The sequence below is a fragment of the Microcoleus sp. T3_D1 genome (assembly GCF_036700405.1).
Classification (GTDB): Bacteria; Cyanobacteriota; Cyanobacteriia; order Cyanobacteriales; family Microcoleaceae; genus Microcoleus.
Map to the genome: position 1 here is coordinate 1 of NZ_JAUBOV010000146.1, position 8,126 is coordinate 8,126.

Below are 8,126 nucleotides of genomic sequence, written 5' to 3' on the forward strand. Positions count from 1 at the left end.
GGAGCCGGATGAGGCGAAAGTTTCATGTCCGGTTCTGAAGGAGAGGTAGGGGTAGAAATGCCCCTATCGACTCTAACTTTTAATATGTAGGGTGCGTCGCTGCGACCTTTTAAATAGAACTTGCAGATTGACGGGTGGCGACGCACCTTACTTACTACAGGATTGTGTGTACTACATATACATGGAATATGCTGGAACTAATGACTAATGACTGCTGACTTCTCGATCAACTGTTTCCCTCTTGGCCGTAAGCTTGCCAAGCCAAATCGACCAGCCCGTTAACAATAGCCACAGCTACCACGGCAGAGCCCTTGCGGCCCTCAATCCGAATGTGAGGAATCATCGAATCATGCAGCCGCGACTTCGCCACGTCCACCCCCACAAACCCAGAAGGAGTCCCAATTACCAAAGCCGGCCGAATTTCCTCAGATTCAATCAAATCTACGATCGCCGACAAAGCAGTTTGAGCCTGGCCCACCACAAAAATCCCTTCAGGATAGCGTCTTGCCAAAGTTTCAATCCCCCAAGCAGCCCGCGTCCTTTCCTTTTGGGGGCGTGTCAAAGCCTCCATCGAACAGTAAACCGGATTCGCAAAGGTACTTTGGATCAAGGGCGTAATGCCCACCTGCACCATCGGCACATCTACCACAATCGTAGTCCGAGCAGCCAAAGCTGCCGCCCCAGCCTGCAAAGCCTGATCGGAAAAACTAATTAAAGACTTGTACTCAAAATCAGCAGTCGCATAAATCACGCGGCGGACTATTTCGTACTCCGCCGCTGAAAAACCGTGGTCGCCAATTTCGTTATCGATTAATCCCAGACTCTGGGCATCGCTTACGTGCCATTCCATTTGTTGGATAGCTGTCGCCTCTGAGTTGTCAGGTATCAGCTTACCAGCTTTTAGTCATTCGTTGACTGTTGAGTAAAATCTGCTTTCCTGTCAACTGCTTTCCTGTCAACAAATGACTAAGTTTCCGACGACGAAGAAGATTTGCCCAACACCGGAGTCAGGAATGCCACCAAAACTCCGATCGCAAAACCGGCCACATTCCGAACCAAAGGCAACCAGTCAGAAGTCCGAGTCACCACTGGCCCAAGTCCGAAAGCGAAAAACAGAATGCCCCACAGCGGCGAAAAAATCAGCGCCCACTGCCAAGCCACAACCTGTCCCGGCTTCCGAGGTTGAGCCGCAAACCCGCAGATGACGCCGCCAACCACCGACGTAATTAACGTCAGAACCCACTGTTCCCTCGGCAAACCCGGAACCACGCGGCATCCGCCCTGACGCAAACAGCCTTCTATCGACTCCAAAGATTCAATAATCGCTCGATCTTCCCCATTGTCCCGCACAAAAAATTGATTACCGTAGCGGGTTTGCAGTTCCACCCAAAAAGTGCGCGGCAGCAGCGGATACAGCGAGTCGCCCACATTAAAATTGAGCAAATTGCCCCCTCGGGGGTCAGCAACTAGCAACACACTCTTGTCATCTAGCCCCCAATAACTTTTGACAGCCAAACCAGGCGTGCGATCGTACTGAGTCAGCACTCGCAGTTTCCAGCCGGTTTCGGCTTCAAAGGCCTTTAAATTTTTTGCCAAAGTTTGTTCTTCAATATCCGTGAGGGCTTTAGCTAAGTCAATGATCGGCGTCTGAGTTGACGGCAACAAATCGGGATTATTGAAAGCGTGGGCCGCAGGTGCGATCGTCCACACGGACAAAGCCAGAAAAAATGCGGCAACAGAGGCTAGAAATTTTCGCGGGAAAAGCTGTGACATAGGAACTTATAATCCGGGTCTTAATTGTGAATGCTAGCTGGCGGTCTTAACCAGAGGATAAGAGAAAACTCATATTTCTTTACAATTATTTACTTTACAGGAAGCCGAGAGCAAGGGGAAGGGTTCGGGGAAGGAAAGTTTTGAACAGGGAAGGGACTGACAATTAACTGTAGAGGGCGCAGTTGCGATCCAGGGCCAACCATCGTTAAGCAAGAGCTCGATTTCCTGACGGGGTGAGTATCGATCCCAGATATTGCACCCGCAATCAAAAACCTGTAGGCGCGGGTTCACCAAAAGCTTTAAGGGGTGCAGACAGGTTAAATAAACCCGCCCCCACCTACAAAAAAGCCCCTTATTGATATTGGTGCAACATCTCAGATTAATAATAATTCAAGCCGATGGTAACAAAGAGAGACCCTGTGTGCGATCGGTTATTTAAGTATTTTCCTGCCTGAAAAAACTTACCTTCATAAAGATTTAGCATAAGTTGAAAAACTACCAGTAAATATACTGGAAATCCAACAGACTAGCAACACCCAAAAAAGCTCTAAAATTATGTATTTTCCCGAATATCTTTATCATCGAGCCGAGCCGATAATGATGAGCAACCGCTGAATAATGATTTAAAAGAAATTAACCATTTCTCAAGGAGCGCCCAGAGTGCCTTTAACCGACCAGATTAGAGAACCTTTAACAGAAATGGAATCCTTAATTCCCGGACTTGCCCCAACTTTCGCCCCACAACGGCCGGGAATTCAGACTAACAAAACCTTATTAGATCAAACTCCGGGCTCTTCTCAAAACCCCGAACAACTTAACTTAATAGAACCCGCAAGCGGGCCCGCATCCGAATTCAGTCGAACAGAAGCTGATGCTTTTATTATTAATAAAGCCTCCAATATTAACAGCATACCGGAGGCTAACACCAGCCCTCTGATAACTAACAGCACTCTCAGGGATACAACAAATTCTGAAGTTGACCCCCTAATTGGTAAACTCGACTCGGACTTAGGAGACCCCCTAACCAACCCAAATCGAATTGCCTCAAATAACGTTTCTTCTGATTCTAATAAATCTGCGACTGACATACCTCCAGTCAACTCGTCAATCAGCAGCTCAGAACTAAATAAAACCACAGCAGCTACAACCGCTGTTCCCGATCAATTGCTGGAAAATAAAACACAATTATCGCCAACCGCCTCCACAAAATCAGAACAAGATTCGGACAAAACATTACCAGTTGTAACTGCATCTACCACGAGCGAAAAAGCTTCCGACAAAACGCCATTACCCGCTACCGCTGAAACGACTTCAAAACCCGAAGAACATCAAACGCCTTTATCATCAGAGACTACACTCTTCTTCGAGTCATCACCAAACAAAATATCATCGGCAACTGCATCAACGTCTGACAATTCAGGAGAAAATACAACATCACCCGCAACTGCCTCAGCCACTGAAAACCCTGAACTAGATCGAACATTACCTGCAACTACATCAACGACTGATAAATCAGAACCAGATCGAACATCACCTGCAACTGTATCAACGACTGACAAATCAGAACCAGATAGAACATCACCTGCAACTGCGTCAGCTTCTGATAAATCAGAATCCAACAAAACCTCAGTTGCGACTACATCAACCACTGACAAATCCGAACCCAACAAAACTTCACCTACCGAAATCTCCACCACCAAAAACTTAGATACAGCCACTAATCTAGAACCCAATAAAACCTCAACCCCAGAACCAGATCAAACCTCAACTCCCCCAACCAACATCAACTTTGACTCAAACGCATTCAGTGTCGATGAAAAAGGAATAATCGGCATACAATTCACATCCGACGGCGGCTGGTATAGCGGACAACTAGCCATCGTCAGCCTACTCGGAATGGAAAAATTCGTTCCCGGTTCCGAGGCGTTCATCAAAGAAGCAGCAAGTCGAGCTTTAAGCAACTCGACAAAGGGCTACATCGCAATGGATGACGATTTAGAAGGAGCATATTACACCGATCCTAACAGCTCAGAAAACCTCAATTCCGGGCAATACCTCGGCACAAAAACATTTGCCATGACGCCTGGGGACAAATTCTTCTTCATGCTAGTACCCAACGGCACCGTACAGCAAGTATACGACAACCCCGCAATCGGCGGCGACAAAAAACCCCTATTTTCAATAGCTACAGACAATCCCAGCGACGGCTTCAGTATCGGTCAAATTGCCGATATTACAGGCGAAGGTCAACTCTTCGTCATGGAAGACATGGGGCTGATTCAAGGGAGCGATCGGGATTACGATGATATCACATTCCGAGTCACGGGCGCTATATCTAAAATCATTCCCCTCAGCCAATTAGTTGACCCCTTCTCCGCATCAATTCACTCCCAGTTAATTCAAAAACTGAAGGGTGAATCGGATAAATCCGATCCGAAATTTACCCGAGAATCAACTGTTACCAATTCCGGTGATAAATCCCAGGGAGAAACACCATCGATAACTGCTGATAACGACCAACAAAAACCTCAGCAAACAGAAACATCAACAGTTGGTAAATCCGACAGCCAAGAATCGCCAGCCACAGAAACATCAACAGTTGCTAACTCAGACAGCCAAGAATCGCCAGCCACAGAAACATCAACAGTTGGCAAATCTGATACTCAAGAATCGCAACAAATAGAACAAACAGCCTCTCCCCCAGAGACACCCAGTGTTAGCCCTAATGAATTAAATTCGGAAATAGAACGGCCAGTATCAGCAGAATCAATTGTCAGCGAGTCAGCAGATGCTGAATTAATTAAAACCGACACAACTGCAACTAATCGCATTCCTAAATTGCCGGCTTCAGCCGACTATGCTGTAAATAATGCTGCTTCCCCACCAACCGCTGAAACTCTGCTAATTCCCACTCCCATCGCGTCACAGCCTCCTGCAAAAACATCTGAGATTGCCGATAATTGGGGCGAAGAATTGCCAAGAGAAACCAATGACAATCTTCCTAATACTGCGTCACAATTGCCGACCCAAATTTCTGAGGTTATTCCCGCAGAAAAGGCTGCTGGTACTCAGGAAAATGACCGGGCTGTTACCGAAAACGCAGCCGAATTTGAAACTGAACAATTTTCCACAACAACCGCTGAGATTATTGCTACAGAAAAGGCTGTCGATTTAATTGAACATGATACCGCTTTCCCTGAAATAGCAGCCGAATTAGAAACAGAAAAATTGGCAACAAAAACTGAGTCAATTGTTGCCGCACCCGAAGCGGATGATACGGTTGAACGCGATATCCCTGTTGCTGAAATAACAGCAGAATTTGAAAGCAAACAATTGCCACCAAAAACAGACGACTTCGCTCTTGCAGAATTTACTGCGGATACAATTGATACGGACATGGCTGTCACCTTCACAGCAGCAGAATTAGAGACTGAAAACCCCCCGGGAATTGTCGTTAATTCTCTCGATACCAACCCGCTAATTTCTCACTCAAACTCTAGCGTACAAACCGATTCTCTAATATCGGCACTTTTCTCAACTCCATCAGAAACAGCAGCAGGTACAGCACAGATAGCCTCAGTCGAAACAAACGTTTCACCCTCAACTCTTAAATCCACACCCGAAGCAATTTCAAACACTTATAATAGCAATTCAACTCCAACAGGAACTGCCGTCGCCCAGCCCACATATTCCGATACCGAAATTGCGCCAAAACCCGCAGATGTATCGAGCGGTTGGCTGCCGTTAGAGGCAGAAGAATCTGCTCGATTGTCAGACGGTATTGCAGACAGTGAATCTTATTCAACACAGCGTACTGGCAACTTCCAAAGCAATATCAATCCCCCAAGAAATTTATCAATAACAACAACAGCCAATTTACCAATCCCCGGTACTTTCCTTGTAGATAACCAAGGACAAGTCAGATTTGACTATGTATTTGACGGCGGCTACTTTGAAGGCGAACTCGGAATTTTCAGCCTGGCAGGAATGTCCGCATTTACACCAGGAACTCCAGAATTCATTGCCGAAGCATTCCGTAGAGTTTTAAGCAATTCCACCGACGGACACATTGTCATCAGCGACTCGAAAGAAGGAGCAAAATTCACCGGTGCGATGCCGTTCGACGGGGAGTGGGACAGCGGCGAATATCAGGGTATCAAAACTTTCTCCATGCTACCAGGCGACACCTTTGCCGTCATGTTAGTCCCCAATGGTACAGTACAGTCATCGCTTCAATCCTCGTATTCGGGAAATTTGTTCCCCGAAAACCGTCCCTTATTTAGTATCGCCACAGCCAATCCCAACGATACCGCTCATCTGCTACAAATAGCCGACATTACCGGCAGCGGCAACACCTTTGCCCTGGAAGATATGTCGCCTCCTAACTCGGACAGAGATTACAATGACCTAATCTTTAAAATTAGCGGCGCAACCGGAAACGCACCGCTGCTGGATACAGTTATCAATCCTGACAAAGAATGGCGCAATACAGCTTTAGGACAACAATTGCTCGCCGAAGCCAATCCCTCAACTTCTGACAACAATCCGCCTGTTGTTTCACCGACAAGTGCTCGGACTTATACAGAATTAGAGACAACTATTTCATTAGAAAATCAGGCCACAGATGCAGAGGGCGACCCTCTGACAATTAGCGTCCAGGGTCCAGTAAACGGCACTGTAATTTTCAATCCCTTAACGAACAAAGCATCGTTTAAACCAGCAATCGGCTTCTCTGGAATTGCCAGCTTTGATTTCCTTGCCAGCGACGCTTTTGGGAGTTCAACTCCCGCGCGGGTGACAGTCAATGTCAGCGATGTTCCCCTGCTGAATCTAGATTTTGTCAAGCGCAATCCGAGCCTCAATGCAGGAGAAAGTACGGAATTGATTGTGCTGGGAGATTTTGCCGACCAAAAAGGTGTAGTGCTGCCAGATTCTTATCTAACTTACACTTCAATAAATCCAGAAGTAGCACCAATTGATCCAACGGGGAAAGTGACAGGTTTAACCAACGGCACTTCAGTTTTGAGCGCAAGTCGAAACAACCTGCAAGCAGTAACAGCGGTACGAGTAGGAAAATTGCCAGCCCCCACCAACGATGCAGAATTCAATGGAGCACTAGCCGAGATTAACGGTTTGAATGTCTATCCCAAAGCAGTCACCATGACAGCCGGAATGGGACGCTCGCTTTTAGTAGGAATTGAAAATATCATCAAATCCCCCGATTTGAAATTCGGCTCAGTAGGAACTCGCTATTTCCCCGGAAACTCCAACTTATTGCAAGTGAATTCAGACGGCATTATTACTGCAATAGAAGAAGGAGTTACTAACGTCACCGTCATTCACGGAGCAGCCGAACAAGTCGTGCCAGTACGAGTCTCCCTTCCTGTGGCCGCCGGAACAATTTTAGGAGTAAATGGCGGTGCAGTTACTGGCAGTGACGGTTCAATTGTGATGGTGCCGCCCGGTGCTCTTGCCGAAAATACAGCTATTAATTTGACACCGCTCGATAGAAATAATCTATCGCTACAGTTTCCTGAAGGTTTGGAATTTGCCGGTGCATTCAATTTAGACTTGGGCGACTCCGACCTAAAATTGCCCGCTCAATTAGCAATTCCAGCCCCCGCCGGCTTATCTCCCGGTACCGAAGTTTTATTCATGCGAAAAGGTTCGCTGCCGGATGCTAACAATATTCAAAACCCTACTTGGCTGATTCAAGAATCCGGAGTAGTCGATGCCAACGGCACCATCCGAACCAATTCCCCACCCTTTCCTGGTGTTTTGGAAAGCGGCGAATATGCGATGTTTGCATTGCCCCTGGGGTTAGTAGGCGCTCCGACAGTTCAACAGTTGGTCAATCTCGGCATTTCGCAAGCCGCCACCGGTTCGCTGGCTGCTAGTGGCGGTACAGCAGCAATTAACCTTTCGACTAACTTCGGTCTCCAAGGCGGCTTTTTAGCAGCAAATGCAGGTTTAATCGGTATCGCCGCCGCCACCGGAGCCCAATTCGCCGCTACAATCTTACTCCTTGCTTACTTAGCTAAATATCTGCAATCTGGATTGAAAGTCATCGCCATTCCACAAGTCGGTTTACCTGTAGTCACTCCGGCGGGTGTCGAACTCGATCCTGAAGGGATTCCCAGCGTCACAGCGACTCTAAATGTACCGACATTATTCCCAGCAGACCCTTTCGCACCTCCAGTGCTTCAAGGAGCTGAATTTAAGTTGGAAAATGGCTCCCCAACCGTCGTCCTGACAGGCAGCAATTTCCTGAATAACTCCAATGATTTGGGCGGTGAATTTGAGGATTTAACTGTCAGCTTCCGCGTCGGCGACAAAACTTATCCGGGCATTTT

The 8,126-nt window shown here is 47.1% G+C and carries 3 protein-coding genes; 1 reads left to right on the plus strand and 2 read right to left on the minus strand.

Annotation, left to right across the window (positions count from 1 at the left end):
* Window positions 1-226 precede the first annotated feature (226 nt).
* Together QT992_RS32425 and QT992_RS32430 are read right to left on the minus strand one after the other, a co-directional pair.
* Window positions 227-850 (minus strand): precorrin-8X methylmutase, encoded by a 624-nt coding sequence (locus QT992_RS32425; RefSeq protein ID WP_015179019.1) that lies wholly within the window; start codon window positions 848-850, stop codon window positions 227-229.
* 116 nt (window positions 851-966) lie between these two features.
* A complete protein-coding gene (locus QT992_RS32430; RefSeq protein WP_333378671.1) occupies window positions 967-1,773 on the minus strand; it encodes a TPM domain-containing protein in 807 nt (268 codons plus the stop codon).
* Window positions 1,774-2,433: 660 nt separating this feature from the next.
* Between QT992_RS32430 and QT992_RS32435 the strand changes: the two genes are divergently transcribed.
* The coding region (locus QT992_RS32435; RefSeq protein WP_333378674.1) for a DUF4114 domain-containing protein at window positions 2,434-8,126 on the plus strand (5,693 nt) is incomplete at its 3' end.

Coding starts and splice junctions, on each gene's coding strand:
- QT992_RS32425 (WP_015179019.1), bottom strand. CDS start 850: ATGGAATGGCACGTAAGCGATGCCCAGAGTCTGGGATTAATCGATAAC.
- QT992_RS32430 (WP_333378671.1), bottom strand. CDS start 1,773: ATGTCACAGCTTTTCCCGCGAAAATTTCTAGCCTCTGTTGCCGCATTT.